We start from the raw sequence: 25,860 nt of genomic DNA, 5'->3' as shown, positions 1-25,860 counted from the left end.
CCCATCCACAAGGACACTCGAATGAAAGTCGGATTCATCGGCCTCGGAATCATGGGCGCGCCGATGGCGCTCAACCTCCTGAACGCCGGACACGAGCTCTTCGCCTGCACGCGCGGCAAGGTGCCGGCGTCGATCGCGGCGTCGGCGGCGACGCTGCTGGGCAACGCGCGGGACGTCGCGCAGCGCGCGGACGTCGTCTTCCTGATGGTGCCGGACACGCCCGACGTCGAGGCCGTGCTGTTCGGCGAGCAGGGTGTCGCCGCCGGCCTGGCGGGCGGCGGCGCCCGCAAGGTCGTCGTCGACATGAGCTCGATCTCGCCGATGGCGACCAAGGCCTTCGCCAGGCGCATCAACGATGTCGGCGCCGACTACATCGACGCGCCGGTCTCGGGCGGCGAGGTCGGCGCGAAGGCCGCGTCGCTGACGATCATGTGCGGCGGCGACGAGGCCGTCTTCGAGCGCGTCCGACCGTTGTTGGAGACGATGGGCAGGAACATCACGCTGGTCGGCGGCAACGGCGACGGGCAGACGACGAAGGTCGCCAACCAGATCATCGTCGCGCTCAACATCGCCGCGGTGGGCGAGGCGCTGCTGTTCGCGTCCAAGGCCGGCGCCGACCCCGCGCGCGTGCGCCAGGCGCTGATGGGCGGCTTCGCGGCCAGCCGCATCCTCGAGGTGCACGGCGAACGCATGATCAAGCGCACCTTCGCGCCGGGCTTCCGCATCCGGCTGCACCAGAAGGACCTGGGCCTCGCGCTGCAGGGCGCGCGCGACCTCGGCGTGTCGCTGCCGCAGACCGCCAGCGCCGCGCAGCTGATGCAGGCCTGCGCCGCCAACGGCATGGCCGACCTCGACCACTCCGCGCTCGTTCGCGCGCTCGAGCTGATGGCCGACCACGAGGTCGCCGGGGCCTGAGCCGGCACGCGCTGGCGGCCTGCAAGAAGAGGGGTCGGCCGCGCCGACGCCCGGCAGCGCCCTGGCCGAGCAGCATCGCGAGTTGGTGGAGCCCGGTTCGGCGCATCGTCGTTGAAGAGGCGCGCGCGGGATCGCGCATTGCTTGGCATGGCCATCCATGCCCCTGATTGCCGCCATGCCTACTCGATGCCGTGTTCTCGTCGTCGACGACAACCACGACTCCGCCGACTCCCTCGTCGACCTTCTTCGCGCGAAGGGGCATGTGGCATTCGCGGCGTACGACGGGCAGGAGGCCGTGGAAGTCTGCGCGGACTGGCATCCCGACCTGGCGATCCTCGACGTCCAGATGCCCCGCCTCGACGGCTGCAGTGCAGCCCGCCTGATGCGCGACGGGAGCGAGCCTCCGCAGCTCATCGCGTCGCTGACCGGCATGTCCGCGGACGAGGAGCCCTTGCGCTCGGGGTCGGACGTCTTCGACGTGAAGCTGTCCAAGCCGCCCAGGCTGCAGGAGATCGACGACCTCCTGGATCGCACGCAGTGTGATCGGTAGATCAGGGCGTGCATCGGTCATCGGATGCCTGTGCAGGCCCGGTCGCGATCTGAGCTGCAGCGCATCGTTGCTGCAGACCGGAAGGGGGAGCCCAGGCTCTCCTTTTTTTACGACCGGAGGAATCAGATCGAGGCCGCACTCGTCACGGCGACGCAGGCCGCGTGCGTGGCAGCGAGGAGAAGGCAGGACGTGGGTGTCATGGAAGCCTTGGTGGATTGCCCCGGAACGGGATTCAGCTCGCCGGGCGATCCGGCCGCCGGTCGCGGGCGCCGAGCCGCGGAGGCCTCGCCGCGCGTCGACCCGGCGACTGCTGCCTGCTAGCCGGCCGCGGGGAAGCTGAACTCGAAGGTCGTTCCCGCCTCGGCCGAAGATCGCACCTTGACCTCGCCGCCATGCGCATCGGCGATCGCGCGCACGATGAAGAGCCCCAGGCCCACGCTCCGCGCGGAGCTGTTCTCGGGCGTTCCTCGAACCATGGGCTCGAAGATCGCGGACAGCAATGCAGGCGGGATGGGGGCGCCTTCGTTGTGCACGTGGATGCCGGCCATACCGCCCGCCAGCCAACTGGTCACGGTGACGTCGGCGTCGACGGCACCGTAAGTCATCGCATTGGCGACCAGGTTGCCGACGAGCTGGGCGACACGATCGGCGTCGGCCGTGCACGTCCCGCTGCCGATGGCGTGCACCTTCAATCCGCGTCCCGGAAACGCGGGCGCCAGTTCATCGACGACCTTGGCGACCAGCATCCGCAGATCGACCGGCGTCCGGTTGACCGACAGGCCGCGGCCCACGCGCGCCAACGTGAAGTCCAGCAGTTCGTCGATCAGCCGTCGCGCACGCCGCGCGGAACTGACCACGCGCGCCAATGCCTTGCTCTTCTGGTCGGACAAGTCGTTGCCCAGGCCGACGACCTGGGCTCCCATGACGATCGCCGACAACGGGTTGCGCAGGTCGTGGCTCACGATGGCCATCATCTGTTCGGCGAACATGGCGCGATCGTGCGCGCGCGAACGCTCGAGCACCGACTCGGTGATGTCGCTGGCCACGCCGACGAGCTGTGCGAGGGTGCCGTCATCGTCCGTGAAGGCCTGGGCCGAGACGGAGACGACCCGCTGCACGCCGTCCGCGCCGTTCAGGCGATGCGCCCAGGTGTGGACCTGGCCGGGCTGTTCCAGTGCAGCGCGGAACGCGGATGCTTCCGCGTCGACATCCTCGTCGACGATGGCGGCGAGGAACATGTCGTGATCGACGGCGACCGGCGACGCGTGGCCCAGCAGCAGCGCGACCTCCGGCTGGTACCTGCGCCGCAGCGTGGAGGCGTCCACGTCCCACAGGTACAGCGCCCCGACGCGAACGGCCAGTTGCAGTCGCGACTGGGCCTCCTCCAGCGTCCGTTGCGCTGCACGCTGCTGCACCAGCAGGTCGTCCGCGCGCTTGCGCGCGAACAGGAGTTCCTTCTCGTACTTGTTGCGCTCCTCCGAGATCGTCAGCGAGACCTCGTCGAACTCGCCGTTGCCGGTCTTGCGACGCACGGCGTTCAACAGCATGGGGATCGCACGTCCGTCCTTGTGCGTCAGGTCGAACTTCACCTCGGAAAGCGAGCCCTGCATCTGCAGCATCGGCAGCCAGTGCGTCTGGTGGAAGATGCGCCCGCCCACGGTGAAGAGATCCTGGAGCTTCTTGCGGCCGACGATGTCTTCGGGCCGCACGCCCAGCCACGAACAGAGCGTCTCGTTGACGCGCATGATCGTTCCGCGCGCCGAGGTCACGACCAGGCCGCAGGGAAAGTGCTCGAACAGCTCCTCGACCCCGGGCAGCGCGGGCAATGCCTCGGGCACGTCAATGTCCCAGCGTGGCGAGAAACTCGTCCATGGCGTCGGCGCTCGCGCTCGGGGCGCTCAGGTGCGGGCAGTGCCCCACGTTCTCGACGACGCGAAGCATGCTCTTCGCGAGCTTGCCGTGAAGGTATTCGCCGACGGCCAGCGGCGCGATGATGTCCTCTTCCGACTGGATGATCAGGCTCGGCGTCGTCACGTCGGCGAGGTCCTTGCGGTTGTCGGACAGGAAGGTCACGCGGGCGAACTGCTTGGCGATGTCCGGATCCGTGCGACAGAAGCTGTTGGTCAGCTCGACGCCCAGCTCGGGCTGGTCGGGCGCTCCCATGATGGCCGGCGCCATGCTGCTGGACCAGCCGAGGTAGTTGGCCTCCAGCATCTGCAGCAGTCCGTCGATGTCCTCGCGCGAGAAGCCGCCGTGATAGTCGCCGTCGTTGATGTAGCAAGGCGACGGGCCGACCATGACGTGCCCGGCGAAGAGCGCCGGCGCCTTCAGGCCGGCGAGGAGGCCGATCATCGCGCCCACGGAGTGCCCGACGAAGACCACGGGCCCGTCGGCGAACTCCTGCAGGATCTCGATGACGTCCGAGGCGTAGCCGTGCAGGCTGCCGTACTTCTGCGGGTCGTAGGCGCCGAGGTCGGACTGGCCGCTGCCGACCTGGTCGAACGCGATGGTCGTGAACCTCGACGCGTAGCGCGGGGCCAGCAGGCGCCACATGTTCTGGTCGCAACCAAAACCGTGGGCAAAGACCATGGCAGGGCCCGAGCCCTGGACGTGAACATTGTTACGGCGAGCGACGGACACGGTTGCCTCGCGGATCTGGCCACCGTGGAGCGCACGGCTGACGCCAGCGAGCGCGACCCGCCGTTTTCCCGGGTGGCTCGCGCCACGATGTCAGCGTAACACGAGGCATCTGTCGAGCACTGCGGGGGCCGGGCGTTCGCAAGCGGTGCGGCAAGGCGGCACGTCCAGGCGACGCGACGACAATGGCGGCATGCCGAAACGCCTCGTCCCCGTCGCCCTCGCGTTGATCCTCGCCGGCGCCGTCGTCACCGCGTTCGCCGACGGCGCGCCGCCGGTCGCGGTGCAGGAGCGCACGCTGAAGCTGCCGAAGCTGCCGGCCGGCGCCGACATGCCCGGGAACCTGCCCAGGGACGGCGCCATCAAGATGCCGTTCGTCACGGGTGGCGCGCCCGGGGTGGCGAAGCGCATCAACGCCGCCGTCTGGAACGAGATGCTGGATGGCGTGCCCGTGCCGTCCGCGCCTGGCAGGACGTTCACGCCGCCGCCCGGCAAGGAGACACAGGGCACGAGTTCGCTGGAGTTCAAGGCGGAGTTCATCCCGGCGTTCAGCCCCAGGTTGCTGTCGCTGGCGTTGGACGGCGAGGGCTGCGGCGCCTACTGCGAGAACTTCGCCTACACGCGCCTGTTCGACCTGCGCGACGGGCGTCTGCTGTCGCTGGGCGACCTGCTGACGCCCGACGGCTTCGCGGAGGTCGGCCGGCGCGTCGATGCCGGGCGCCGCAGCGCCTACCGCAGGCAGCTGCGCGAACTCGAGGGCGCGATCAAGGCCGCGGCCAGGCGCACGAAGAAGGACCCGAACGACGACAGCGCCGACCGCGTCGCGATGAACAAGGACTGCCTCGAAAGCGTCGACAGCCAGCCCTCGACGCCGTGGTGGCTGTTGAACGAAGGGTTCTCGCTCGACGGCCACGGCGGCATGAAGGTGTTCCGATACCGCTGCAGCAACCATGCGGGGCGGGCGCTGGATGACGTCGGCGACATCACGATCCCGATCCCGGCCGCCGAGCTGGCGGGCCTGCTCACGCCGTACGGCCTCGCCGTGGTGCGGCAGCAAGGCGACGCCCCGGCGCCGCCCGCCCGCTTCGACGGGCGCGAGCTGCACGGCCGCGTCGGCGGCGCCGCCATCACGATGAAACTGGAGCCGCTGCGCGAGGGCGTCGACACGCAGGGCTGGTACGCCTACGACAGGTACCGCGCGCCCATCAAGCTGGTGGTGCAGCTGCAGGGCGGCCAGGTCGTGGCCGTCGAGCAGACGGCGAGCCAGGGCCGGTTCGAGCTCACGATCGGCGGGGGGTCGCTGGCCGGCACGTGGAGCGACAAGGATCGCCACAAGGAGCTGCCCGCGATCGTGCAGTGACGCCGACGAACTCGGCATCCCCGCCCGGTTTCGACGACGGCGTTGTCCAGCTTCAGCTCCTGCCGCAGACGCGCCGCGCAGGCTGAACGACGCCGCGCCTGGCTTCGGGAGGGGGCCTGGTTGAACGACGTGCGGGCTCGATTCTCATGCCGGCACGGTGTGCTTCGGCACCGTCGGCGCCTGTGCGTCAGCGCACCCCGCGGCCGAGGCACCACGTTTCGCACCGATCCGGCGGCGCCCGTTCATCCGATCGCGAGGCCGCAGGCAGAATCGGCGTCTCGACACTTCGATGTGAGAGAGAGGCCCCATGATCGAACCTCGAACTCGTGCGAAGGCCGCGACGCCGTGGAGCGCGTGGATGTTCATCCTCGTCGCCGCGATGGCGCTGTGCGGCGTGATCGCGGCAGCGCTCGTCTACCGGCACTACTTCGGCTCGGCGGTGTCGGCCAGCTCGTCCGAATGGAACAACTTCGGGACGTTCTTTGGCGGCCTGCTGGGCCCCATCCTGTCGATGCTGGCGTTCTTCGCGCTGGTCTACACGATCTTCCTGCAGGAACAGCAGTTGTCGCTCGCTCGCGCCACCCTCAAGGCGGCGGATGACGACAAGGAACTGACCCGCAAGCAACTCGAGGCGGCGGTCGAGACGCAGAAGCGGACCGCGGAGGCGCTCGCGCTGCAGAACAAGCTCGGCAGCGACCAGGCCACGCGGGCTGCGTTCTTCGAGATGATCTCCCTGCACAACCAGATCGTCCAGGACACTGCGTTCAAGGACTACGAGCCGATCGCACCCGGCGTGCCGCCCAGGGAGGTCGCCTTCGAAGGCCGGAGAGCGTTCCGCTATTTCTACGAGCGGGTCTTCGAGCCGGCCTACTCGCTCGAGAGCAGGAAGAACGACCGGCTGGGCGCCGCGAAGCGGTCGCTCAGGGAGTTCGACCGCTTCCTCTTCGGCGAGCTCAATGCCTCGTATTCGGACGAGCTTGCCCACTACTTCAGGAACCTGTATCGGATCCTGAGATTCATCGACGAGAGCGCGCTCGAGCAGAAGGACAAGGACGCCCTGGCGGGGATATTGAGGGCCCAGCTCAGCAACTCCGAGCTGGGGCTGATCTTCTACAACGGCCTGTCCGCACTCGGCGAGAACGGACTCAAGCGACTCCTCGAGGAATACCGGGTTCTCCAGCACCTGAGCCCGACGCTGTGCATCAACAGGGAGTCGGCCGCGCACTACCACGTGAAGGCCTTCGGCAAGGCCAAGGACAAGTTCTTCGCCGACCAGGGACTTCGCGAGCCGCAGGATCCGGCGGCACCCTGATTCGATCGGGCCGAGACATCCTCACCGCGATGAGATGCGGCATTTCCTGACGCAGCCGCGGGCCACGGCGCCGCAGAATGGCCCGCATGGCGAAGCGCAAGAAGGCAGGGATCTGGGCGGGCATCGTGTCACGCAACGCGCGTGTGGCATCGCAATTCGCGCTGCGGGTCGGACGCGCGGCCGTCAAGCAGTCGATGTCGCGGATCGCCAAGCCAGCGCCAGCGGCGAAGAAGTCTGCGAAGCGCGGTCCGGCCGTCCTGGCGAAGCGGTGGCTGACTGGCGTGGCGGTGGGGAGTGCCGGCAGCAGGCGCTATCACCTCTTCGTCCCGGCCGGACTGGGCGCGAGTGACCGCCCGCCGCTGCTGGTGATGTTGCATGGCTGTGGGCAGGATGGCGTCGCCTTCGCCCGGAGCACCCGCATGGACGCGATCGCGCAGCGCGAGGGATTCCTCGTGCTGTATCCAGAGCAGGATCGGCTCGCCAATGCGCAGGGCTGCTGGAACTGGTTCGAGACGCGCTCCGGCCGCGCGCAGGTCGAGGCGGGCGTGGTCGTCGCTGCAGTGGACCAGGTGATCCGGCGCCACCGGGCCGACGCGTCGCGTGTCGCGATCGGGGGCCTGTCTGCGGGCGCCAGCCTGGCCGCGCTGGTCGCTGCCCGGCATCCCGAGCGCTTCGCGGCGGTCGCGATGCACTCCGGCGTGCGGCCGGGGGCCGCGCAGTCCAGCGCCACGGCGCTGGCGGCGATGCGAGGCCGGGGCCGCAGCAAGGCCTGGTCGGTGCCGGACGTCGCCTTGCCGCCATTGCTGGTGATCCAGGGCACTGCCGATCCGATCGTCGTGCGTGCGAACGCGCGCGCGGCCGCCCACGCGTGGGCGCATGCGGGCGATGCGCTCGACACGGCGCCGGTTCGAGAAGGCGCGGAACGACGCTTGCAGCGCGGCAGCCGCAAGCCCATGCGTGTCGTGGATTTCAAGCGGCGAGCCTCGCTTCTCGCCACCCTGGTCGAGATCGACGGCCTGGGTCACGCCTGGAGCGGCGGCGCGACGGGCCAGCCCTACAGCGATCCGACCGGGCCGGACATGTCACGCCTGATCTGGGCCTTTGCGTCGCGGCAATTTCGCAAGGCCCGGGTTTGAGACGCCGTGCATGCGATCCGGGCCACGCATCTGACGCGCTCGCATGACGCGGCAATGCGGTCGACGCGCCTCTCCGGCTATTCGGGCAAGCGGGAGATCGAACTGCTCGCGGAAGAGGGCTTCATCGTGCCTCAGGCGATCAGGATCGCGACGCTGAACGGCTCGCGATACCTCGAGCGCGATCGCGAGGCCGGTTTACTCGAAGTGGGCAAGCGCGCGGATGTCGTGGTGATCGACGGCCATGTCGCGGCCGACGTCACCGCAATCGAGCGAATGCCCTTGGTGTTCAAGGCAGGCATCGGCATCGACCCTGCCAGGATCTTCGCGGCCTTCGAGGGCAAGGTCGGCTTGTACTGAGCCTGGTCGGACGTCGGCGCACATGCCGCGACGCACGGACTCCGCAGACATTCAGCCGATGTGCTTTCGCGCAGCCACGCAGGAGCGCGATTGAGGCGTCCGCCGTGGAGCGAGCGAGCTCTCCGAGCAAGCTGCGCTTTGCGAAACGAGTCGCGCAGTGGTCGAGGTCGGATTGGAGGTGGGCTACGCGAGCCCGAGTCACTTCGCACAGGTCTTTCGTCGGGAACTCGGCGTCCTGCCGAGCGCCTATCGCGCGGGACACAGACTGACCAGCATGCCTGCTCGCTGCAGTCGAGCAGGCAACTGGAGACGAGGCAACCGGGAAGCCCCGCCAGGCGCTTTGGGAGGCCGAGATCACCGATCCGATTGCTCGCGTGCAAGGCGTCCCAAGCGCCTGACGCCTTCTTCCATTTGATCGCTCCACGCATAGCCGGCGCTCAGACGCAGGCAGTGGCGATAGCGCCGGCTGGCCGAGAACACATCGCCGGGTGCGAAGCAGATGCCGTGTTCCAGCGCCTCATCGAACAACGCGCGCGAGTCGAACGGCTTGGGTAGTTCGAGCCACAGGACGAAGCCGCCGGCGGGCCGGCTCACCTTGGTGCCGGCGGGAAAACTTGCCTCGACGGCGCGCATCATGCGCGCGAGGTTGTCGTCGAAGGTGCGGCGCATGCGGCGCAGATGCGCGTCGTAGCTGCCGCTGGCCAGGAAGTCCGCGAACGCCACCTGTGGCAGGGTCGGGCCGCAAAGGCTGAAGGCCATCTTGCGCTCCACGACCTTCTGCGCATGGGTGCGCGTCGCGATCCAGCCGACGCGGTAGCCTGGTGCGAGGCTCTTCGAGAACGAACTGCAGTAGATCGTGTCGACGCCGCCCTCGAGCGCGATGAACGGCCTCGGGCGCTCGCGGCCGAAATGGATCTCGCCATAGACGTCGTCTTCGATCAGCGGGACCCTGCGGCGCGCGAGCAGGGCGAGCAGCGCGCGCTTGTCGGCCTCGGACATCGTCGAGCCCAGCGGATTGCTGAAGCACGAGGACAGCACGCAGGCGGCCACCGCCTCGGTATCGAGCAGGCGAGCGAGCGCAGCCACGTCCACGCCCAGTGTCGGATGGGTGGGCACCTCGAGTGCCTTCATGCCGAGCATCTCCAGCGTGTGAAGCAGGCCGAAATACGTCGGCGATTCGACGGCGATCGTGTCGCCGCGCTCGGCGACGGACGTCAGCGCCAGCATGATCGCCTCGCTGCAGCCGTTGGTGATGACGACGTCGTCGGGTGAGAGCGCGTGGCCGAGGCGCATCGCGCGCCGCGCGATCTCGCGGCGCAGGCCCGCGTCGCCACGCGCCGCGCCGTAGATGTTGTACTCGGTGCCGTGCTGGCGCGCGGCGCGCGCGAGCGCGAGGTCGAGGCGCCTGGACTGCAGCAGCGCGGCCTCCGGCACCGCGCAGCCCAGCGGCACGAGCGAGCTGTTCGACGCGTGCTCGAGCAATGCGGCAACGGCGCCGCCGATCGAGACCGTCGACGCCTTCGCGCGCGGGCGCGAGGCCGACGGCAGCGCCAGCGCGCCGCGCGGCGCGAGCGCCACGTAGAAACCGGACTGCGGGCGTGCGACCAGGATGCCGCGGTCCTCGAGCGTGCGATAGGCCTGCAGCACCGTGGACACGCTGACACCATGCTGCTCGCTGACGGCGCGCACGGAGGGCGCCTGCGCGCCGGGCGCGAGCGCGCCGTTGGCGACCATCTCGGCGACGAGATCGGCCAGTTGCTCGTAGCGGTAGGCGGTCTGGACTTCCATGCGGGCGGCTCTCGAATAGGCAGGTCGATTGTGGCCGTTCGCCTTGCGCCCGACAAGCCAACTGTGTCGATCGAATCTCTCGAAACTGTGACTGTTCTGGTCGACGTCCACTCGCTAGGATTCGCGCCATCCGTTCATTTCGATCACGAGGAAAAGACGTGCAGCACTCTCCCGCGAACCTCGACGACAACCCGTGGCGCGGCCGCTTCCCGTACAACGAGATCATCACGCTGCTCGACGTCAACCGGCCATTCAACCTGGCCGAGAGCACGTCGCAGGACCTGACGATGGGCGAGCTGCTGGATCTCGCGGGCCTCGACCGCATCCGTGATCTCAAGCTGGGCTACGGGACGTCCGCGGGTTCGATGGCGCTGCGCGAGGAGATCGCGCGGGCCTGCCACGTCGCGCCCGACCAGGTCGTCACGACGCAGGGCACCGCGCTCGGACTGTTCCTGCTCGCGTTCGAGACCTGCCGCGCCGGCGACGAGGCCGTGCTCGCGACGCCTTGCTTTCCGCTCAGCCGCGACAGCCTCGTCGGCGCAGGCGCCACCGTGCGCGAAGTCAAGCTGTCGTTCGACGACGGCTATCGGCTGGACGTCGATCGCATCGGCGCCGTGCTGGGCCCGCGCACGCGGCTGGTGAGCATCGCGTCGCCGCAGAACCCTGGCGGCGTGCAGGCGACGCGCGCCGAGGTCGAGCAACTCCTCGCGGCGATGCGCACGCGGTCGCCGCAGTCGCTGCTGTTCATCGACGAGACCTACCGCGAGGCCAGCCATGGCGGTGCGCCGGTGGTCGACAGCTTCGCGGCGCTCGACTCGCGCATCGTGACGGGTGCGTCGGTGTCGAAGGCGCTTGGCGCGCCGGGCCTGCGCACGGGTTGGCTGACGGTGGCCGATGCGGATTTGCGCGCTCGACTGGTCGTCGCGAAGATGAACACGGTGATCTCGGGCTCGGTGCTCGACGAGACGCTCGCGAGCGTGCTGCTGCAGCATCGCGAACGCGTGCTCGCGCCGCGGCGCCGCCTGCTCGCGAACGCGCTGGACCAACTGGCGACCTGGCGCGAGGCGGAGCGCGCACGCGTCGACTGGGTGCGCCCGGACGCCGGCGCGTTGTGCTGCCTGCGGTTGCGAACCGACGCATTCGACGACGCTGCAGTCGCACGCTTCTGGGCGCTGCTGCCGCGGCACGACCTTCAGCTCGCGTGCGGTTCCTGGTTCGGCGAAAGCGAGCGCGCGTTCCGGCTCGGCTTCGGCTTCCTGCCGCCCGAGCGGCTCGGGCCGGCGTTGTCGGCGCTGTCCGAAGCGCTGGATGCCGCCGCGGCCTGAATCGATTCACCCTTACCGGAGCACCTCATGAAGATCACGATCGCCTACCTCGACGAGCCACCGTTCTACTGGACGCGGCCGGACGGCACGCCCACGGGCGCCGACGTCGAGCTCGCGGAAACTGTGCTGAGCGCAGCGGGCGCCACGGCCATTGCATGGCGCAAGGTCGAGTTCGAGGAACTGCTGCCCGGCGTGCAGGCGGGCCACTGGGACATGAACGTGCCGATCTTCGTGACGCCCGAGCGCGCGCAGCAGGTCGCGTTCAGCGTGCCGGTCTGGACCGTGGTCGACGGCTTCGTCGTGCACCGCGGCAATCCGAAGGCGGTCACGAGCTATGCGTCCGTCGCGGCTCGCGTCGACGCGCGCCTGGGCGTCATCCCCGCGCAGGTGCAGACCCTGGCGGCCAAGGCAGCCGGCGTGCGCGACGCGCAGCTGGTGGAGTTCAAGGATCAACCCGACGCCGTTGCCGCGCTGCTCGCGGGCACGATCGACGCCTTCACGGGGACGGCGCTCGGCGGGCGCGTGATCGCCGAGTCGAACGCGGAGCTCGAAGCCGTCGCGCATGCCACCGGCACCGGCGCCAATGCGCCGGTCGGCGCCTTCTCGTTCAAGAAGGACAACACCGCGCTGATCGACGCCGTGAATCGCGAACTGGCGCGTTACCTCGGATCGGCCGACCACCGGCAGCGCATGGCCCGGTACGGCTTCACGGCGGCGGAGATCGACGGCGCGCTGCCGGCCGCCGGCGACGCGAGCCGGTCATGAGCGCGCTCGCGTTGGCGATGCGGCCTGGTGTCATCTCGGTGAGCAATCCGTTCAACGGCGAGGAGGTCGGCCAGGTCGACGACCTGCCGCCAGAGGCTGCACGCGATCTGCTGGACGTCGCGGCCAGAGGTGCCCGCCTCTGCGGCGGGCTGTCGCGCCACGAGCGAGCCCGCCTGCTCGATGACTGCGCCGCGCTCGTCGAGCGCGATCGTGACGCCTTCGCCGCCCTGATCGTGGCCGAAGCGGGCAAGACGATCCGGCAGGCGAAGAAGTCGGTCCTGCGTTGCGTGAACACGCTCCGGCTGTCGGCCGATGAGGCGCGTCGCAACGGCGGCGAGATCGTGCCGTTCCGCGGCTGGGCCGGTTCGGGCGACCGACAGGGCCGGTTCACGCGCGAGCCGCTCGGCGTCGTCGTCGCGATCACACCCTACAACGATCCGCTCAACCTGGTCGCGCACAAGCTGGGACCCGCGATCGCCGGCGGCAACGCCGTCGTCCTCAAGCCGTCCGAACTGACGCCGCTGTCGGCCATCCGGCTCGTCGAGACGCTCGTCGCGGCCGGGATGCCGAGCAGCGTCGTCACGATCGCGACCGGTGGCGCGGTGCTGGGCGAGCACGCCCTGATGATTGCCGACACTGCAGCCTTCATTGCTGCCGTCGAGGCTCGATTGGCAGCGGACCTCAGTCGACGCGCAAGCGCGCCAGCAGGTGATCTATGAAGAGTCTCGCCTTCAAGGGCTGATAGCGGTCGCGCAACCACAACACGTGTGGTTCGGCGCCGACGGGGGGTAATGGCGTCCAGGTTGGCAGCAGCTCGCGCAAGCTCCCGTCGCGCAGGGCTTCTCCTGCGAGGTAGCGGGGAAGCACTGCCACGCCGACGCCGGCTTGCGTGGCGCGGAGGATGGCTTCTCCATCGTTGATCATCAAGGGCCCTTGCACCTTGACGCGCTGGATCCGACCCGTGCGGTCGCGGAAGCGCCATGTCGCGTGCAAGTCGCCTTCACCATAGACCAGGCATGGGACGGTGGCCAGATCCTCGGGCGATCGCACCCTGATCTTCGGCTTGGCAGCGGCGCAGGCCACGTAGTCGAGCGGTGCCAGCCGACGCGCGACCATTCCTTCGGGCAGCGCAGGGGTCAACCGGATCGCGAGGTCGTAGCCTTCACTGGCCAAGTCGACCGCGCGGTCCAGAAGCGTGAGCTGTAGCCGCACCCTGGGATGATTTGCGAGAAATGCGGGCAGCAACGGGACGAGAACCGCGCGGCCCCAGGTCACCGGCGCGGTGACACGCAGCAAGCCGACCGCGCTGTCGGTCAGGTCGTGCGCACCACTCGCCGCATTCGGTGCGATCTCGTTGACTGTTGGAAAGTACGGCCTGGGATCGATCGTGTCGCTGGGCAAGCTGATGGCCTGCATGTATGTCACCTGCGCGCTGTTTGTCGCAGTGGTTCTCGGTGCGATTGCCCGACTCGCCGGCTTCAGCCTGTGGGAGTTCCTGAAATACATCCGGGATGAGATCTTCATCGTGCTCGGGACAAGTTCGTCCGAATCGGCGATGCCGCAACTGATGCGCAGGCTGGAGCACCTGGGCGTGTCCAAGCCTGTGGTCGGCCTCGTCCTGCCGGCTGGACTGACGTTCAACGCCGATGGCCAGTGCATCTATTTCACAATGGCAGCCATCTTCATCGCGCAGGCCACCAACACGCCGCTCACGCTGACGGAGCAGCTTCTGGTGCTGGGCGTTCTGACGGTCGCCTCGAAGGGATCAGCGGGGGTGGTCGGCGCAGGCTTCGTCACCCTCGCAGCCACCTTGGCCTCGATGGGCAAGATCCCCGTCGCAGGGATGGTGCTGCTCATCGGGGTGGACCGGTTCATGGCAGAGGCTCGCTCGATCACGAACACCATCGGCAACGCGGTAGCCACGGTCGCAATCGCGCGATGGGTTGGCGCGCTCGACCGCCAACGTATTGACGACGTTCTCAACGGAAGAGTCGCCGCTCAAGACTCGGAAGGGATGGATGGCGATGATCGGCTTCACGACCAAGTACCTCAAGATCGAGGCGGCAGATCGGAGATCATCGCCCATTGAAGAGGGCGCCCGAAGCCGACCGAGCCATCACCGATGGCTCGCAGTCGAACTCGAGTCCATTCGATGGATATTCCGTCACCAAGACTTGATGGTCAGCAAGCGGTCTGACCGGGTACGAAAATCGTTTAGCCGATATCGCTAAGCTGTTTCCAAGCACTCTTCCACGGCGAATCGCCTCAGGATCTGCGGCGTATACCCAAGAGACGTTGCCAGGTTCGCAATGGCCTTGGTCGCCTGCATGTCGTCTCCAGTCAGGTACGCCAAGCGTCGTGAAGCTCGAGAGGCTGCTTGTCGTTGGCGCTTGTTGGGGTGCCGCGGGCGCAGCAGACCTTCAATGTCGTCAGCGCCCCAGCCTCACTCGAACTGCATCACGCCGTCAAGCCAGCGATTTGGCCGAGAGCAGCGTTCACCGCCGCATCGCGGGCATCGGGACCGAAAGCGACCCCCTCGGCGCGCACGACGGTGAGGTCGGTCACGCCGAGGAAGCCCAGCAGCCCGATCAGGTAGCTTTCCTGGTGCTCCAGCGCAGCAGCGGGACTGCCGGCCACGTAGACGTTCCCGCGTGCGGACGCGATGAACGCCCTCTTGCCCTTCAGCAGTCCTTCGGGTCCAGAGGCGGTGTAGCCGAACGTCTTTCCCGCCACGACGATGCGATCGATCCACGCCTTGAGCGGCGTCGGAATGGTCAGGTTGTACATCGGAGCGCCGATGACCAGGATGTCGGTGGCCAGAAGCTCTGCCATGTAGGCATTGCCCTTGACCAGGTCGGCAGTCAGCGTGGCGTCGTCGGTCGCGGAGCCTTGCAGCGCCGCCATGTGGCCGCCTGACAGATGCAGCGCCGGGTCCGCCGACAAGTCGCGATAGGTCACTTCCAACGAGGGATGCAGTGTCTTCTGGCGAGCAACGATTTCCGCGCTCAACCGGCGGCTGACGGAGTTTGCGCCGAGCACGCTGGAGTCGAGATGAAGGAGTTTCATGATGGATGGATGAAGGGTCAGTCGCCATGACGATGGCGACTCTTGGAAAAGAGTTATTGCTTGACGGCTTCGACTTGCACCAGAAGCTTGACGTCGTCCGGGACGCCGAAGTTCAGACCCCAGTTCATGCCCCACTTGCTGCGCTGGATGACGGTCTCGAAATCGCCGCCGCAGACCTCATGCTTGAGAATCGGGTGCATGTAGCAGTTGAAGCTCGTTGCCTTGAGCGTCACTGGGTTGGTCTTGCCGAGCAACGTCAGTTGCCCGCTCACCACCGACACCTTCTCGCCATTGAAGGTGAAGCCATCAGCCACGAACTTGGCTGTCGGGTACGCGGCCGAGTTCAGGAAGTGATCGCTCTGGAGTTCCTTGTCGAAGATGGCGCTTCCGGTGTTGATGGAGCCAGTGTCCAGCGTCAGTTCCACTTTCCCGGACTTCGAGGCCTTGTCGAACTGCACGGCGCCTTCCTTCTTGTCGAAGCGCCCGCGATTGGTGGAGGTACCGAGGTGGTTCGCCTCGAAGGTGACGTACGTATGCATCGGGTCGATGGCATACGTTGCGGCCTCAGCGTGCGCCAGGCCGCTGAGCGTACCGAGCGCGGTGACTGCGGCAATGAGGGTCATGCGCATTGGGAGAACTCCTTTATTGGGATTGAATGGGATCGTGCGGTCGCTCTTAGAGCCGGCTTGCACTGGTCAAGAGAGATGCGAAGTCGATGGCGACGTCGTTGGCGACGTTGGGAGCATTCGATCGCGGGATCTCACTCACGCCGCCCGCGTCTCTAGCTGCAAGCGCGATGTCTCCCTGGCCGAGGTTCGTCGTCTGTGTGGCAAACGCCGTCGATGCCGCGCACAGGATTGAAGACGCCAGCACGAACAGGTAGAACAAGAAGGTTGCGCGCGAAGAACACATACAGGTCTAAAAGGAGAATCTTTGGAAGCTGGTCACCGTCGCCGTGAATCCGCTGGCGAGAGACATGTTGTTCAGGAAATGGCGCCGCGGCCGAGCGTTTCCCGGCGTTGCTCGCGAGATCCGCAGTCGCAGCGCAGACAGCCGTCCTGCGCGCGCCAACGGCCTCGCGCGCAGGCCGCTTCGTGTGCTTTTGATGCCTCGCATGGGTATGAATGGTGAGGGCCACCATCCATTCTGAGAAGCCGGTATATTGCGATGCGACCCATCGCTCTCAGAGATGGATAAAGACTCTCATGCTCGACGGCGTATCCCTCGATCAGCTCAGAACATTCATCGCTGCGGCGGACGAAGGAAGCTTCTCCGCGGCGGCACGGCGCCTGAACCGCGTGCAGTCGGCCGTCAGCGGCTGGGTGAACGCCTTGGAGGAGCAGATCGGCGTGACGCTCTTCGACAGGTCAGGGCGGTTCCCCAAGCTGACGTCCGAAGGCGTGCTTCTCCTGGCGGATGCGCGGGCCATCGTGTCTGGCGTCGACACCCTGAAAGCTCGGGCAAAGCTCATGAACTCGGGAGTCGAGGCTGAGCTCTCAGTCGTCTTCGATGTCTTCTTTCCGACTGCCGCGGTCAGCGAGGCGGCCATAGCGTTCGCCAAGCGCTTCCCGTTGACTCCGCTGCGGATCTTCGTGGAGGGCTTGGGTGCCGGGTATCAGCCGGTCTTGGAGGGGCGCTGCACGTTGGGAATCCTCGCCTCACTCCCCATGGACTTTCCATCCCTGGTTGCCGACCGGCTCGGCAGCGTTCCGCTGGTCATGGTTGCTGGCCGTGACCACCCGCTCGCAAAGTTTGAGGGCCACATCCCCAGGAAGGAACTCTCCAGGCACGTGCAACTGGTGTTGACCGATCGGTCACAGCTGCTTGCTGGCCGCGACTACGGCGTCATATCGTCCACGACCTGGCGCCTGGCCGACCTGTCCACAAAATATGCGCTGCTCAAGGACTGTGTCGGCTGGGGCGGCATGCCCCTGCACATGGTGGAGAAAGACATCGCGTCCGGTGACTTGGTCGCGCTCGACGTCGATGGGGTACCCCGCGCCGGCGCCATGCTGACCATTTCCGCCGTCTATCCCGCGGCGGCGCCGCCAGGCCCCGCTGGACGTTGGCTCGTCGAACATCTAAGAGATTGGTCGACGGCAAGGGAGTTGCATGAACCCTCAGCACGCTAGCGCGAGGCCGCGAGCTTCGGCGTGAAGTTGCCCATCGTCGAACCAGGAAAGAAGCCAAGGTTCCCGGCGGCGCCGTACGAAGGCGTGTCGGGCCAATTGCTGCTTGGCATCGCTGGAAGGTCAAACGGCTCCGTGAAGTCTGCGACGACGGGCTGAACGACATCGGCATCGCCGTGTGCTGCACGCCGCTGCCGGCGTCCATGCCAATGACTAGCTTGAGAAGCGTGGTCTCGCGCCTGGCGGTCTTTCCGTCAGGCACGGGACCACGCCGAGGTCAGCCTTGCGCCATGCCTCCATCGACCGGAAGGTCGATACCCGTGATGTACGAACTCTCATCGGAGGCGAGGAACACGACCGCCGACGCGATTTCGTTGGGCATGCCCCTGCGACCCATTGGGATCTGCGAGGTGAACTGTGCGACCGCTTGCTCGGCCTGTTCAGCGGTCAGGCCCGTCGTCGTTGCCAGGGCCGGGGTGTCGATGGCCCCCGGGCTCATGCAATTCACGCGGATCTTGCGGTCCTTCAACTCCAACGCCCAACCGCGCGCGAAGTTGCGCACGGCCGCCTTGCTCGCGGCGTAGGCGGTGAACCCGGGGAGCCCGAGCACGTTCGAGACCGAGGAGTTCAGGATGATCGAACCGCCGTCCTTGAAGAGGGGAAGGGCCTTCTGCACCGTGAAGAACATCCCCTTCACGTTCACGTCGAAGGTCTGGTCGAAATGGGCCTCGGTCGCTGCGGCGAGCGGCGCGATCGTTCCTGCGCCCGCGTTCGCGAAGAGAATGTCGATGTGACCATGCTTTTCTTTTACGACAGCATAGAGCCGGTCGAGATCGTCCAGTCGCGACACGTCGCCGACGACCGTCGTCACGTTCTTCCCGATGACGGCGGCAGCCTCCTTCAGCTCTTTCTCGCGGCGTCCCGTGATGACGACGTGCGCACCTTCATCGACGAAGCGCTTGGCCGTGGCCAGGCCAATCCCGCTGCTGCCGCCGGTGACGATGGCAATCTTGCCTTCTAGGTTCTTCATGATCTTCAATCCTTTCGTGGACTATTTCCAAAAGTGGAGAAGCGTTGTCTGGTGCCGGGCGACAGTAGAGGCCAGGCACGGGATAACGCGAGGTCAGACCTTCGCTAAGCCGCCATCAATGGCAAGCCTTGCTATGACGTGCTCTTCGTCGGACTGGCGCAGCAGCTGGTAAGGGCCGGCGCGCCGCCATATGTGGAGCACTGATCCACATGAAATATATGGATCAATGATCCACTTGTCAAGAGACCCTTGCGACCTCACGAACCACGCCCAGCCGCCTCGAAATTTGCTGCCCGATGGCTGCCATCGCAGAACGGCTTGTCAGCTGACTGACCACAGCGGCACAGCCTGACGGACATCGTGCGGTCGATGGTGCGCCGGGTTCCCGTGCAAATCTCTGCCGACCCTCGCACATCGAGAGGCCCGTCGCGCAGTGGCGTCACCACCAGCGGACCATCGCGCCGTTCCAACTCAGGCGATGGCCGAGTGACCGCTTCGCCCGAACTGACGAACCCTGCAGCGATGTGCGACTGATCGCAAAACGGCTTGTTTTTCGACTTTCCACAGCGGCACAGCGTGACGCGCAGTTCTGCATTGGCGCCACCGTCCGCGCCAACCAGGGTGACTTCCGCGTTGACCGACAGCGGCCCGTTTTCGCGCATTCGGATCTGGTTCACTTTCGGCGCGACCTCGTTTTCGCCGCCGTCATGGCGTTCGAATCGAATCGCACCCGACACACAGTTCAGCGCGATATGGTTCACGCGTTCCGCCGTGGCAGCATCCGGAAAAATCCAGTCGCCCTCTCGATTGGCGCGGAACACTTCGGGCTCTCCAAGCACGCAGTGACGCGAGTGGATGCAACGTTTCGCATTGAAGTAGATCGTCCCTTTTTCGCCGCGGATGACGTCGACGTGCTCATCATGCGTGGATTCCGGGCTTGCCGCGGGGGCGAGGCGATCGGCCTCCTGCGCGCGTTGTGCATCGCTGGCGCCTCGCCAAGCGGAGGCCGCATCGCGCAGCCTTTTGGCAAACAGTTCCAGAGCGGGAAGGGCGGCGACACACTGCTGCGCATGCGTGGCCAGCAGTTCCATGCGCTCGGAAATCAACTTGGCGGCGGACACCGGCGACTCATATCCGAACGCGGTGCGCGTCAGGCTGAATGTCAGCCCGGCCCGCACGCCCGGATGCGCGGGACTCGCTGGCAGGCCCGTCAGCGCAACGCCCACGTCCGCAAGCGCGTGCATGAGCGTCGTCGCCTGCGCCACGACGACCGCCCGCGGCAGCCGGCAGTTGGCGGTATCGCTCATGAGCGCGAGCAGTCGCAGCATCAAGAAATAGCTGCTGTTGCCGACGTCCAGCAGCGAAATGGCGGGCTCGCTGACGATCTGTACGCGTTCTTCAGTTGTCACGGGTGACCGCATCACGGGGTTGCGTGCCACGTCACGGTACGGCTTGAACGCGGGGCGATCGCTCGACAACGCCTGCCACTGCTGTCGAATTGTGCGAAAGCGAGCGTAGTGCGACGTCTCGTGGCACACCCGCGATCCTTCTCCCTGTTCGACGATGAGGCCGAGTGCCGTTGTCGCCTGCGCGACCGTCGAGATAGCGCACAGGCCGGGGAGGAACACATCCTTCTCGGTCAGCTGTGCCGCCACGGCGCCAACGAAAAGGCCTTCTTCGCCGAGGCTCGTTGCGAGCGGCGCCAGGCTGTCGGCGATGGATTGGTACAGCTCCCCAACCGTGTCGTAGTCGCCGCTGATTTCACTGACCCTGTTCGCGCCATCCATGTCACGCGAATACTCGGCCTTGTCGATGTCCGCACCGTCTGTCTCGTCGGTCTCCCTCGGACGCTCCACGTAGATGAAATGGTCGAGGGTGGCAGCATCGAAGGGCAGCAGCGCTACCGCAACGTCGGCAGGAAACTGGCCGGGCAAGGCGGGAAAATTGAAGTGCCGGTAATGAGGCCTCGAACCGACCGCCATCAGCAGATTGTTGACGAGCGCGAGGTGAAGCATCTCCTCCGTGGCGATGGCGATGATCTCTGCGCGCCAACGCTTGACCGCGCTGAGTTCATGCTCGAGCAGATCTTCGTCGACGCCTTGCTTGAGCGAAAACGCGGCGTACAGGTAAGTGCACATCAGGCAATGCTCGATCTCGGCGGCTTCGGCGAGCATGGTGATCAACTGGTCGCGATGGGTTGCAGGCTGCAAGGGGTCCTCTGAGGTAAGCGATCTGGGGCGATGCGTGTACGTGGACGCGGGAAATCAAGGAGATGCGTTGGCTTGCCGACCGTCCGATGTACGTGTGCAGGTTGACGCCGTGAGACTTGCCAAAAGTCCGCGGCAAATTCGATCGGGAGAGACGCGCCAATCCGCGAGCAACGAAGGCTCGGTTGTGATTGGCACGGTCTCCGAGCCGCATGGGGCCGTGTCGCTCTTCGAAGCGTCGTTTACGCGTGAACCGTCCCCGGTGGAGTCGGCCTCGACGAGCAAGCATCAGGCCCAGTGGCCTTCGAAAAGCGGCGCTCGCCTGCGAGTTCAGCCGATGCTCGCGCCCGCTTCTGCCCACGAGCGGGATTCCCACCGCAGATTGCAATCGCGGTACGTCAGTCGAACTTGACCAGGTCCTTGAAGATCAACTGCCCCCAGGTGTTTCCTCGCGCGTGCACGAGGAGGCCGCCTTCGGAAATCTTGCCAAGCTTGATCGGCGCGAAACCGAGCTTCTCGGCAAGCGTGCCAATCTCGGATGCAGCGCCGTCGTCATCGCTCGTCAGGAAGACGACTCTCCTGCCGCCATGGACTGCCGGGTCCTGATCGAGGACGGCCGCGACCAGGTGGTTGAAGCCCTTGACCACCTTCGCGCCAGCGAAGGCCTGTGCGACGGCCTGGGCCGAGGGCTGTCCTCCCAGTTGCTCGGGGGGGACGCCGTAGGCATTGGTCACATCGACGATGGTCTTCCCCTGCCAGTTGGGAAGCGCCTTTGCGACGTCCCCACGCGACTCGAAGCGGACAGCCAGGAAGATGACGTCTGCCTTGACGGCATCCGCCAGGTTTTTGGCGATGACTTTGGGTCCGATCGCCGCCGCATCGGCTGCAAAGCTTTGCGGGTTGCGCGTGGTGGCGACGGACACTTCGATCCCGTTGCGGGCAAACGCCTTGGCAAGGGCGTGGCCGATCTTGCCGAAGCCGATGATTGCGTAGCTCATGGTGTTCCTTGGGTTGGATGCGCCCGACCGGGTGCGCATGTCGAAAGAAGCGAATGGCCGGGCGCGGGGCGTCAGAGTTGAGCCAGGCCGCCGTCGACGGCAAGCTCGCTGGCGGTCATGAAACTGCTGTCGGGCGACGCGAGGAAGGCGGCGGCCGCCGCGATCTCGGACGGATCGGCCATGCGCTGGAGGGGCGTCATCGCGCCGTAGGCCTTCTGGCCCTCCTCACCCAGCGATGCCTTCGCGAGTTCGGTTGCCGTCGCTCCGGGCGACAGCACGTTGACGCGGATGCCGGTGCCCTTCAGGTCCTCCGCCCAGGTCCGCGCGAGATTGCGCACGGCTGCCTTGCTCGCGCTGTAAGCGGTGAACCCCGGGGCGCCCGTGGTGCCGGCGCTCGATCCAGTCAGGATGATCGAGCCGCCCTTGCCCATCAGCGGCAGCGCTTGCTGGACCGTGAAGATCGTCCCTTTCACGTTGGTGTCGAAAGTGTCGTCGATGTGCGCGGCGGTGATCTTGCCGAGCGGAACCGGGCTACCCGCCCCGGCATTGGCGAAGACGATGTCGAGCGTTCCCCGCTCCGCCTTCACCGCCGCGTAGAGGCGGTCGAGATCGGCCAGATCGGAGACCGAGCCCTTCACCGCGCGCGCGTTGGGCCCGAGCGTGGCAATCGCAGCGTCGAGCGCGTCCTGCCGGCGGCCGAAGATAAAGACGAAGGCGCCCTCTTCGATGAAACGCTTTGCTGCGGCGAGGCCGATGCCGGTAGCGCCGCCGGTGATGACGGCGGTCTTTCCATTCAGTCTGGTCATGTCATGGATCCTTGGTTGAGTTGCAGGGAAGCTTGATAAGTGCCTACCTGCAACAACTATGGAGTTCTGATAACCTATGGACAAGTATGCACATTTAGGTAAGTATCAAAAAATGACGCCAACGCCTCCTGAAGTCTGCGATTCCGGCTGCGGGCTCAACGCCACGCTCCGCGTCATTTCGGGCAAGTGGAAGCCGCTGATCCTGTTCTTCCTCCGTGACGGCCCGAAGCGCTACGGCGAGCTCAGGCGCTTGATCCGGGACGTCAGCGACAAGGTGCTCATTCAGCAGCTGAAGGATCTGGAGGCTGACCAGGTGCTGGCGCGAACGGACTACAAAGAGGTGCCTCCGCGTGTGGACTACGCTCTGACTCCGCTCGGTCGCGGCTTGGCCGAAGCGATCATTCCGCTCTGCACCTGGGGAACCCAGAACGCGGCGGAGATGGCGAGGATCTTCGCCAAGCGCGATGCGTTGCCTTCCTAGCACGATGCTGAAGCGCCGCTGAGTTCAGCCTTGGCTGTCGACTCGTGCATTTCGCCGCGCACGTTCGTCCGCCACGCTTGTCTCGGACGCGCGCGCCAGTGCTTGCGTGTCGACGTACTCCCGGATGTTGGTCACCTTGCCGCTTCTGACCGTCATGGCGAAGACAAAATGGTCTTCGAACGGTCTGTTCGTCGCCTTCACCTTTCCCCGAGCGAGTCCGATCATCAATACCCGGTCTCCCTGAGCGACGAACTGCGGAGGTTGCGGGAATGAAGTCTCCAGACCGGAGGCCTTCTTTAGCAGATCTTCCAATCCGGCATGTCCGCGATGTATCCCTGCCAGGGCCCAGCCGTCGCCCGGAACAATCCATTCAATGTCCTCGGCGCATAGCGCCATCAGGCCGTGTCTATCGCCGCTGCCGATGGCGGCAAAGAAGTCCTTGACGGTCTGGACGTTGTCTTCGATGCTCATGGAACTCTCTCCGTTCCGACCTGGTCGGGCGCTTGTGGACCTGCGGATGAGGACGCGGCTCCGGTCACTCAGGTCTATCGACTTTCATGTCGAAAGGCCTGGGTTCGAGACCGTTCTTTGCCAGCCTAGACGACTGTCTTTACCGATATCGTTGCCTGATGAAGCCTGGATGTATGACTTCCTTCGGACAGCAAGGTGAAGTCATAGGCTAGAACTTCCCAGCACGGAAGTCGGCGTATGCCTGTGCGATCTCATCGGGCGTGTTCATGACGAAGGGGCCGCCGAACGCGATCGGCTCGTTCAACGGTCGGGCCGCGAACAGAAGAAGTCGGGCGTGCGTGTTGCGAGCGGTGAACGCGAGTTCCGACAAGCCGGCTTCTTCCGAATGCGTCAGCCAAGCAAGCTCGTCGGTCTCAACGGACGTCTCCATCTCTCCGACCCTCAGAGCGCCTTCGAGAACGTAGATAAAGGCGTTCTGGTTGGCCGGCAACTGCTCGCGAAACGTTGCGCCCGCCTCGAGTCGCACCTCGAGCATCGTCACCGGAACGTGATTGAGTGTTTGAGATATCGCGTCGCCTGAACTTCCCGAGTAGACCCGCACGAATACGCCCGGCTCCTTTCTGACCGGCATCGCGCCCTCAATCAAGTCTTGATAGCGTGGCTCGGTCAGCTTGGCTGCCGCCGGCAAGTTCACCCACAACTGCAGCGTGTGGGCGGTCGTGCCCTCCAATGGATTTTCTTCATGCTGGAGGCCGCGGCCCGCCGTCATCCATTGGGCATCCCCCGCGTGGAGGACGCCGCCGTAACCCGCACTGTCGCGATGCTGAAGGGCACCTTCGATGATGAAGGTCACGGTCTCAATGCCCCGGTGAGGATGGACAGGAAAGGCGCCCTGCGTCGTCCAGTCCTCTGCCATGATCAGGAACGGGTCGGCGAAAGATGAGTCCGAGGCGTCGATCAATCGGCGGGACCTGTGGCCCCGGGCGTGCCCGGGCGTGAACTCCGGACAGTCGATGCGTGCCACTTCGCGGACGAACATCGGATTGCGTGCGTTCATAGGAGGTGCCTGTCGTCCGGCGTGTGATGGACCCGGTCACTGACGGCAAGGCGCCGAAGGCCAGGACTCGCTTCACTGTGATAGCCCAACATAAGTCGACTACGCATCCGGCATGATGAGGTTTTGAAGAACAAGCGGACCGCGAAAACGCAACAGGCGACCGCCTTGGTCGACGCGGCCAAGCACGATGGGCGCGAACCCGAGTGCCGATACGAGCGAGGCGACTTCAGCGTTTGCGTCTTCATGATTTCCGGCCACAAAGATCACCTGCCTTCCTCCCGCCTCGTGGGGCTCGCGGGCCAACAACGCTGCGGGCAGCTGATTGAATGTCTTGACGACCTTCGCGCCAGGCAGCGCGTTGGCCACGAAATCGCTGGATTGAAGGCCGCCAATCGGTTCGAGGTTCAGGTCGCGGTAATTCGATGCGTCGATGACCGTCTTGCCGCTCCAGTCAGACCTGGTTCGTGCCAAAGCTTCATGCGAAGCGAAAGGCACGGCAAGGATGATGATTCCCGCCTCCAGTGCTTGTGTGAGCGTGACGGGCCGAACCGTCGGTCCCAAACTATTGGCCAGTGCGACGAGCGACTCGGGACCGCGTGTGTTGGCGATTGCCACTTCAATGCCACGTCTTGCAAACTGCGTGGCTAGCGCCGTGCCGACAGAACCCGATCCAACGATGGCGTAGGACACCGCATTTGCCCTTCGTGCTTGTTTTTCCCCAGTGGTGAGCGCGCCAAGAAGCTGGCGGGAAGCCGTCATGGCTTCAAGAACCGATAGGCGAAGCGATCAGTCTCACCCTTGATCGAGGGGTCGAACACCTTGTTCGAGTGCGGATCGCGCTTGTTGGCGAGAACGGTGCTCTCTGCGTCAAGCAGGAAGCCTGCTGCTTCGACCTCCTTGCGCACGGTCGCTGGGTCAATCCGATGCAAAGACTGGGCGTTGGTCGTGCCCTCCCCGGCGGCGGTGGCGTGATCGACGATGACGTAGTACCCACCGGGCTTCAGTCGTTCGTAGACAGTTCGATTGAAATCGGCCGCCGTCGCGCCCTTGGCCTGCATGAGCGCAGTGTGGAGGTCGTGGTAGAACAAGTGCATCCACAGGACGTCAGCCGGTCGAGCGGCCGGCGGCAGCGCCACCAGGTCCGCCGAAATGACCTCGACGTTCTCTCGGCCCGGCTCCTTCGCCAGCGTCCGCATGAGACCGACCGGATCGTTCTTGAAGTGGGCGACTTCGCCCGGCACGAAGCTGTAGACGCGGCCCTCGGGTCCCACCACGTCTGAGAAAAGACGGGTCCAGTCACCGGCGCCTGGATAGACATCGATGACAGTGGCGCCCGCATCGGCGCCCGAGAAGCGGATCAACTCCGCCAGCTTGGATTGGTCGTACATGTGCCTTTTTCTCTACGTAAGGTATTCGATTGAACTATGTGGTCGCGTACGTCATGCCGCGACCATGCGAGCGTTTGTCTAG

Annotated in this window: 26 protein-coding genes and 2 pseudogenes; 13 read left to right on the top strand and 15 right to left on the bottom strand. The window is 65.8% G+C overall.

The annotated features are described in order from the left end of the window. Positions 1-21 precede the first annotated feature (21 nt). On the top strand, positions 22-915 hold the full coding sequence (locus LPC04_RS04665; RefSeq protein WP_275681017.1) for a 2-hydroxy-3-oxopropionate reductase: 894 nt from the start codon (positions 22-24) through the stop codon (positions 913-915). A gap of 157 nt (positions 916-1,072) precedes the next feature. After that, positions 1,073-1,465: a response regulator gene (locus LPC04_RS04660; RefSeq protein WP_275681016.1), complete on the top strand. Its 393-nt coding sequence runs from the start codon at positions 1,073-1,075 to the stop codon at positions 1,463-1,465. 317 nt (positions 1,466-1,782) lie between these two features. Here LPC04_RS04660 and LPC04_RS04655 read toward each other — a convergent pair whose 3' ends face one another. Beyond that, positions 1,783-3,303 (bottom strand): sensor histidine kinase, encoded by a 1,521-nt coding sequence (locus LPC04_RS04655; RefSeq protein WP_275681015.1) that lies wholly within the window; start codon positions 3,301-3,303, stop codon positions 1,783-1,785. 1 nt (position 3,304) lies between these two features. Beyond that, positions 3,305-4,105 carry an alpha/beta fold hydrolase gene (locus LPC04_RS04650; protein WP_275681014.1) on the bottom strand — a complete coding sequence of 267 codons (801 nt, stop codon included), beginning with the start codon at positions 4,103-4,105 and terminating at the stop codon, positions 3,305-3,307. A 190-nt stretch (positions 4,106-4,295) separates the two neighbouring features. Between LPC04_RS04650 and LPC04_RS04645 the strand changes: the two genes are divergently transcribed. The 5 genes and pseudogenes from LPC04_RS04645 to LPC04_RS04625 all read left to right on the top strand — a co-directional run. After that, a complete protein-coding gene (locus LPC04_RS04645) occupies positions 4,296-5,462 on the top strand; it encodes a hypothetical protein (RefSeq protein WP_275681013.1) in 1,167 nt (388 codons plus the stop codon). A gap of 307 nt (positions 5,463-5,769) precedes the next feature. After that, the gene (locus tag LPC04_RS04640) at positions 5,770-6,774 is read left to right on the top strand and encodes a putative phage abortive infection protein (RefSeq protein ID WP_275681012.1); all 1,005 of its coding nucleotides are present in this window, start codon (positions 5,770-5,772) and stop codon (positions 6,772-6,774) included. An 86-nt stretch (positions 6,775-6,860) separates the two neighbouring features. After that, complete coding sequence (locus tag LPC04_RS04635; RefSeq protein WP_275681011.1) at positions 6,861-7,910, top strand: extracellular catalytic domain type 1 short-chain-length polyhydroxyalkanoate depolymerase; 1,050 nt, start codon at positions 6,861-6,863, stop codon at positions 7,908-7,910. Between the two features lie 6 nt (positions 7,911-7,916). Further along, positions 7,917-8,267, top strand: a complete 351-nt coding sequence (locus LPC04_RS04630; protein WP_275681010.1) for an amidohydrolase family protein — start codon at positions 7,917-7,919, stop codon at positions 8,265-8,267. Between the two features lie 145 nt (positions 8,268-8,412). Next, a pseudogene (locus LPC04_RS04625) lies at positions 8,413-8,682 on the top strand (helix-turn-helix domain-containing protein); the annotation flags it as partial. Here LPC04_RS04625 and LPC04_RS04620 read toward each other — a convergent pair. Further along, positions 8,622-10,055, bottom strand: a complete 1,434-nt coding sequence (locus LPC04_RS04620; RefSeq protein WP_275681009.1) for an aminotransferase-like domain-containing protein — start codon at positions 10,053-10,055, stop codon at positions 8,622-8,624. The pseudogene LPC04_RS04625 and the gene LPC04_RS04620 overlap by 61 nt on opposite strands. Positions 10,056-10,213: 158 nt before the next feature. Between LPC04_RS04620 and LPC04_RS04615 the strand changes: the two genes are divergently transcribed. Genes LPC04_RS04615 through LPC04_RS04605 form a run of 3 tightly spaced genes read left to right on the top strand, consistent with a single transcriptional unit; the run spans position 10,214 to position 12,864 of the window. After that, entirely contained in the window at positions 10,214-11,380 is a 1,167-nt protein-coding gene (locus tag LPC04_RS04615; protein WP_275681008.1) for a pyridoxal phosphate-dependent aminotransferase, read from the top strand. A 27-nt stretch (positions 11,381-11,407) separates the two neighbouring features. After that, positions 11,408-12,145 carry a transporter substrate-binding domain-containing protein gene (locus LPC04_RS04610; protein ID WP_275681007.1) on the top strand — a complete coding sequence of 246 codons (738 nt, stop codon included), beginning with the start codon at positions 11,408-11,410 and terminating at the stop codon, positions 12,143-12,145. Further along, complete coding sequence (locus tag LPC04_RS04605; RefSeq protein WP_275681006.1) at positions 12,142-12,864, top strand: aldehyde dehydrogenase family protein; 723 nt, start codon at positions 12,142-12,144, stop codon at positions 12,862-12,864. The genes LPC04_RS04610 and LPC04_RS04605 overlap by 4 nt, the downstream gene beginning before the upstream one ends. Here the strand turns inward: LPC04_RS04605 and LPC04_RS04600 are convergent. After that, on the bottom strand, positions 12,827-13,561 hold the full coding sequence (locus LPC04_RS04600; RefSeq protein ID WP_275681005.1) for a substrate binding domain-containing protein: 735 nt from the start codon (positions 13,559-13,561) through the stop codon (positions 12,827-12,829). The genes LPC04_RS04605 and LPC04_RS04600 overlap by 38 nt on opposite strands. Between LPC04_RS04600 and LPC04_RS04595 the strand changes: the two are divergent. Next, positions 13,470-14,234: pseudogene (locus LPC04_RS04595) on the top strand (cation:dicarboxylate symporter family transporter); the annotation flags it as partial. The gene LPC04_RS04600 and the pseudogene LPC04_RS04595 overlap by 92 nt on opposite strands. 368 nt (positions 14,235-14,602) lie before the next feature. On the opposite strand, the gene LPC04_RS04590 reads toward LPC04_RS04595, so the two are convergent. The 3 genes from LPC04_RS04590 to LPC04_RS04580 are packed head-to-tail and all read right to left on the bottom strand — an operon-like array spanning position 14,603 to position 16,099. Beyond that, positions 14,603-15,211 carry an FMN-dependent NADH-azoreductase gene (locus tag LPC04_RS04590; RefSeq protein ID WP_275681004.1) on the bottom strand — a complete coding sequence of 203 codons (609 nt, stop codon included), beginning with the start codon at positions 15,209-15,211 and terminating at the stop codon, positions 14,603-14,605. Positions 15,212-15,264: 53 nt separating this feature from the next. Next, positions 15,265-15,840 carry a YceI family protein gene (locus LPC04_RS04585; protein ID WP_275681003.1) on the bottom strand — a complete coding sequence of 192 codons (576 nt, stop codon included), beginning with the start codon at positions 15,838-15,840 and terminating at the stop codon, positions 15,265-15,267. Between the two features lie 46 nt (positions 15,841-15,886). Beyond that, positions 15,887-16,099, bottom strand: a complete 213-nt coding sequence (locus tag LPC04_RS04580) for a hypothetical protein (protein ID WP_275681002.1) — start codon at positions 16,097-16,099, stop codon at positions 15,887-15,889. A 317-nt stretch (positions 16,100-16,416) separates the two neighbouring features. Here LPC04_RS04580 and LPC04_RS04575 point away from each other — a divergent pair, with 317 nt between their 5' ends. Further along, the gene (locus tag LPC04_RS04575) at positions 16,417-17,343 is read left to right on the top strand and encodes a LysR family transcriptional regulator (RefSeq protein ID WP_275681001.1); all 927 of its coding nucleotides are present in this window, start codon (positions 16,417-16,419) and stop codon (positions 17,341-17,343) included. A gap of 274 nt (positions 17,344-17,617) precedes the next feature. On the opposite strand, the gene LPC04_RS04570 is transcribed toward LPC04_RS04575, so the two are convergent. The 4 genes from LPC04_RS04570 to LPC04_RS04555 all read right to left on the bottom strand — a co-directional run bounded on the left by LPC04_RS04570 (position 17,618) and on the right by LPC04_RS04555 (position 22,381). Further along, positions 17,618-18,370, bottom strand: a complete 753-nt coding sequence (locus tag LPC04_RS04570; RefSeq protein WP_275681000.1) for an SDR family NAD(P)-dependent oxidoreductase — start codon at positions 18,368-18,370, stop codon at positions 17,618-17,620. A gap of 257 nt (positions 18,371-18,627) precedes the next feature. Then, the gene (locus LPC04_RS04565; protein ID WP_275680999.1) at positions 18,628-20,580 is read right to left on the bottom strand and encodes a ferritin-like domain-containing protein; all 1,953 of its coding nucleotides are present in this window, start codon (positions 20,578-20,580) and stop codon (positions 18,628-18,630) included. 395 nt (positions 20,581-20,975) lie between these two features. Further along, positions 20,976-21,575: an NADPH-dependent F420 reductase gene (locus LPC04_RS04560; protein WP_275680998.1), complete on the bottom strand. Its 600-nt coding sequence runs from the start codon at positions 21,573-21,575 to the stop codon at positions 20,976-20,978. A 71-nt stretch (positions 21,576-21,646) separates the two neighbouring features. After that, complete coding sequence (locus LPC04_RS04555; RefSeq protein WP_275680997.1) at positions 21,647-22,381, bottom strand: SDR family NAD(P)-dependent oxidoreductase; 735 nt, start codon at positions 22,379-22,381, stop codon at positions 21,647-21,649. Positions 22,382-22,493: 112 nt separating this feature from the next. On the opposite strand from LPC04_RS04555, the gene LPC04_RS04550 reads away from it, so the two are divergent. Further along, positions 22,494-22,862 (top strand): winged helix-turn-helix transcriptional regulator, encoded by a 369-nt coding sequence (locus LPC04_RS04550; RefSeq protein WP_275681918.1) that lies wholly within the window; start codon positions 22,494-22,496, stop codon positions 22,860-22,862. A 24-nt stretch (positions 22,863-22,886) separates the two neighbouring features. Here the strand turns inward: LPC04_RS04550 and LPC04_RS04545 are convergent, their stop codons facing one another. From LPC04_RS04545 to LPC04_RS04530, 4 genes are all read right to left on the bottom strand, one after another. Beyond that, entirely contained in the window at positions 22,887-23,333 is a 447-nt protein-coding gene (locus LPC04_RS04545; protein ID WP_275680996.1) for a nuclear transport factor 2 family protein, read from the bottom strand. 208 nt (positions 23,334-23,541) lie between these two features. Beyond that, entirely contained in the window at positions 23,542-24,390 is an 849-nt protein-coding gene (locus tag LPC04_RS04540; RefSeq protein ID WP_275680995.1) for a pirin family protein, read from the bottom strand. A gap of 99 nt (positions 24,391-24,489) precedes the next feature. After that, positions 24,490-25,149, bottom strand: coding sequence for an NADPH-dependent F420 reductase (locus LPC04_RS04535; RefSeq protein ID WP_338055424.1), 660 nt, complete (start codon positions 25,147-25,149; stop codon positions 24,490-24,492). Continuing rightward, on the bottom strand, positions 25,146-25,778 hold the full coding sequence (locus tag LPC04_RS04530; protein WP_275680994.1) for a class I SAM-dependent methyltransferase: 633 nt from the start codon (positions 25,776-25,778) through the stop codon (positions 25,146-25,148). Before LPC04_RS04530 ends, LPC04_RS04535 begins: the two co-directional genes overlap by 4 nt. Positions 25,779-25,860 lie beyond the last annotated feature (82 nt).

The organism is Scleromatobacter humisilvae (genome assembly GCF_023231945.1).
In the GTDB taxonomy this organism is placed as follows: Bacteria; Pseudomonadota; Gammaproteobacteria; order Burkholderiales; family Burkholderiaceae_C; genus Scleromatobacter; species Scleromatobacter humisilvae.
Note: the sequence above shows the minus strand (reverse complement) of the source record. Positions and strands in the feature narration are given on the sequence as shown.

Excerpts from the sequence above, each read along its gene's own strand:
- LPC04_RS04535 (WP_338055424.1), bottom strand. The coding sequence starts at position 25,149 with ATGACGGCTTCCCGCCAGCTTCTTGGCGCGCTCACCACTGGGGAAAAA.
- LPC04_RS04590 (WP_275681004.1), bottom strand. The coding sequence starts at position 15,211 with ATGAAACTCCTTCATCTCGACTCCAGCGTGCTCGGCGCAAACTCCGTC.
- LPC04_RS04620 (WP_275681009.1), bottom strand. The coding sequence starts at position 10,055 with ATGGAAGTCCAGACCGCCTACCGCTACGAGCAACTGGCCGATCTCGTC.
- LPC04_RS04585 (WP_275681003.1), bottom strand. The coding sequence starts at position 15,840 with ATGCGCATGACCCTCATTGCCGCAGTCACCGCGCTCGGTACGCTCAGC.
- LPC04_RS04570 (WP_275681000.1), bottom strand. The coding sequence starts at position 18,370 with ATGAAGAACCTAGAAGGCAAGATTGCCATCGTCACCGGCGGCAGCAGC.
- LPC04_RS04540 (WP_275680995.1), bottom strand. The coding sequence starts at position 24,390 with ATGAACGCACGCAATCCGATGTTCGTCCGCGAAGTGGCACGCATCGAC.
- LPC04_RS04610 (WP_275681007.1), top strand. The coding sequence starts at position 11,408 with ATGAAGATCACGATCGCCTACCTCGACGAGCCACCGTTCTACTGGACG.
- LPC04_RS04605 (WP_275681006.1), top strand. The coding sequence starts at position 12,142 with ATGAGCGCGCTCGCGTTGGCGATGCGGCCTGGTGTCATCTCGGTGAGC.
- LPC04_RS04600 (WP_275681005.1), bottom strand. The coding sequence starts at position 13,561 with ATGCAGGCCATCAGCTTGCCCAGCGACACGATCGATCCCAGGCCGTAC.
- LPC04_RS04530 (WP_275680994.1), bottom strand. The coding sequence starts at position 25,778 with ATGTACGACCAATCCAAGCTGGCGGAGTTGATCCGCTTCTCGGGCGCC.
- LPC04_RS04660 (WP_275681016.1), top strand. The coding sequence starts at position 1,073 with ATGCCCCTGATTGCCGCCATGCCTACTCGATGCCGTGTTCTCGTCGTC.
- LPC04_RS04645 (WP_275681013.1), top strand. The coding sequence starts at position 4,296 with ATGCCGAAACGCCTCGTCCCCGTCGCCCTCGCGTTGATCCTCGCCGGC.
- LPC04_RS04550 (WP_275681918.1), top strand. The coding sequence starts at position 22,494 with ATGACGCCAACGCCTCCTGAAGTCTGCGATTCCGGCTGCGGGCTCAAC.
- LPC04_RS04545 (WP_275680996.1), bottom strand. The coding sequence starts at position 23,333 with ATGAGCATCGAAGACAACGTCCAGACCGTCAAGGACTTCTTTGCCGCC.
- LPC04_RS04560 (WP_275680998.1), bottom strand. The coding sequence starts at position 21,575 with ATGAGCTACGCAATCATCGGCTTCGGCAAGATCGGCCACGCCCTTGCC.
- LPC04_RS04575 (WP_275681001.1), top strand. The coding sequence starts at position 16,417 with ATGCTCGACGGCGTATCCCTCGATCAGCTCAGAACATTCATCGCTGCG.
- LPC04_RS04665 (WP_275681017.1), top strand. The coding sequence starts at position 22 with ATGAAAGTCGGATTCATCGGCCTCGGAATCATGGGCGCGCCGATGGCG.
- LPC04_RS04555 (WP_275680997.1), bottom strand. The coding sequence starts at position 22,381 with ATGACCAGACTGAATGGAAAGACCGCCGTCATCACCGGCGGCGCTACC.
- LPC04_RS04640 (WP_275681012.1), top strand. The coding sequence starts at position 5,770 with ATGATCGAACCTCGAACTCGTGCGAAGGCCGCGACGCCGTGGAGCGCG.
- LPC04_RS04635 (WP_275681011.1), top strand. The coding sequence starts at position 6,861 with ATGGCGAAGCGCAAGAAGGCAGGGATCTGGGCGGGCATCGTGTCACGC.